The following is a 1,733-nucleotide window of genomic DNA, read 5'->3' on the forward strand; positions in this document are numbered from 1 at the left end:
CGGGGCGTCTCGAGCCGTCTCGCGGCGTGTTGGAGTCAGACCCTCGGGTCGACAGAAAAGAGATCGCCCCGCCGGGTTGAGCGTTGCACCGGTCCTTGGCTAGGGCAAGCGGCGTGTTAGGCCAGGGCCCAGGTGGTGCCGGTGTGGATCAGGCCCATGGTGATGAGCCGGCGCAGGTTCAACCCGGCAACGCGGTGATGGAGCCAGTGATCGTTTTTGGCGATGCCGCGGTATCGGACTTTGCGGTTGCCGCGGGTGAGCCAGGCCATCGAGCGTTCCACCATGGGCCGGTGTTGGCGGTATTCAGCTTGCCAGTCAGGCTCGCGGGCCGCGACGCGAGCGGCGCGCAGTAACTGCTCGTGGATGTGCAGGGTGAGCTTTCGTCCGCGAGTGGCGGTCGTGCACTGAGATGCCAATGGGCATGAGCGGCAGTGTCTTTCGAAGGCGACTCCACCACTGGGACGGATCGGCCTCTGGTGTCCTGCCGGACAGGTCACCAGGCGGGTGTCAAAGTCGATGAGGAAATCGTCGCTGGTGAATCCGCCCGCAACCGGCGGGCGTAGCGGTAGCGGTTTGATCACCGCGACGTGGCCGGCATCGGCCAGTGCTGCCCGTGCGGCCCCGGTGCCATACGCCGAATCGCCCAATACCCGCACCGGGGTGTCTTCGCCCTCGAGCAGGCTCAGCCCGACGACGGCCTCGTGATTGTCGGCGCCGCTGGCCTTGGTCAACGCGCAATCGGTGATGATTCCGGTATCGGGCTCGACGGCAAGGTGAGCTTTGAAGCCGTCCTGGCGGCGGTGCACCGTCTTGTGAGCGTGCCGAGTGTCGGGATCGACGGTGGAGATCACGCGATCCCCAGTGACATGCTGAGCGATGCGCCAGTGCCCGTCGGTGCCATCAGAGCCCTCGACCGGTTCAACGTCTTGACCGGCCACCAACGCCAACAACGCCACCGCCTCGGCTGCCCGCGCTGCGAATTCCTGCTCAGGCAGATAGCCCAGCACCCGGTGAGCATCGCCAACCAGACCATCCACCAGCCGATCCCGAGCGGCCTTGTCGTCCCATGCAATCGCGGGTTTACCCGGATCGTCGTAATCATGAGCGGTGCAGTGCTGTTCAACCACCGCCGCAGCGCCAGGGACTTCGCGGCGCACTCGCCGGATCGCGGCGATCAACTGGGTCACGGTGTCCTGGGTAGCCACCGCATCGTCGAGCACCGTGGAATCCAAGGCCCGCCGTGGCTTGCCCGCCAACACCCCCGTCTCGGCCACGACTGCCTTGACCGCCTCAAAAACCCGGTTCGGCCGATCCGAGGCCGCCAACCGGCGACGCCAATAGGTCAACGTCGTCGAATGAAAGGCTGCATCAGTGATCGGCAGCCCACAGGCCGCCTTCCACCGCAGGTCGAAGGTCACCGCGTCAACCGTCTCGTTATCCGACATCCCGTGCAGGGCCTGCAAGGTGATCACAGACGCCATCACCTCAGCCGGCACGCTCGGCCGCCCCCGCCTCGACGGGAACAAATCGGCGAACATCTCCTCAGGAAACAACTCCCGGCGGTGGGCAGCCAGGAACGCAAACACGCTGTCGGCCTTGAGAAGATGCCCGGTAACCGACTCCGCATCCAACAACTCACGCTGATCATCAGATCGACCCTGCACCCAACAATCATCCCCAAAGCCCCCCGACGACCACGCCCGCCACGCGGAACTAATTCAGCAAGCTCCTAG

Annotated in this window: 1 protein-coding gene; it reads right to left on the reverse strand. The window is 65.1% G+C overall.

What is annotated here, in order from left to right; all coding sequences use genetic code 11:
* Positions 1 to 116 precede the first annotated feature (116 nt).
* The gene (locus tag BST14_RS27985; protein WP_083067477.1) at positions 117 to 1,664 is read right to left on the reverse strand and encodes an IS1182 family transposase; all 1,548 of its coding nucleotides are present in this window, start codon (positions 1,662 to 1,664) and stop codon (positions 117 to 119) included.
* Positions 1,665 to 1,733: the final 69 nt, after the last annotated feature.

It is taken from the genome of Mycobacterium arosiense ATCC BAA-1401 = DSM 45069 (assembly GCF_002086125.1).
GTDB classification, from domain to species: Bacteria; Actinomycetota; Actinomycetes; order Mycobacteriales; family Mycobacteriaceae; genus Mycobacterium; species Mycobacterium arosiense.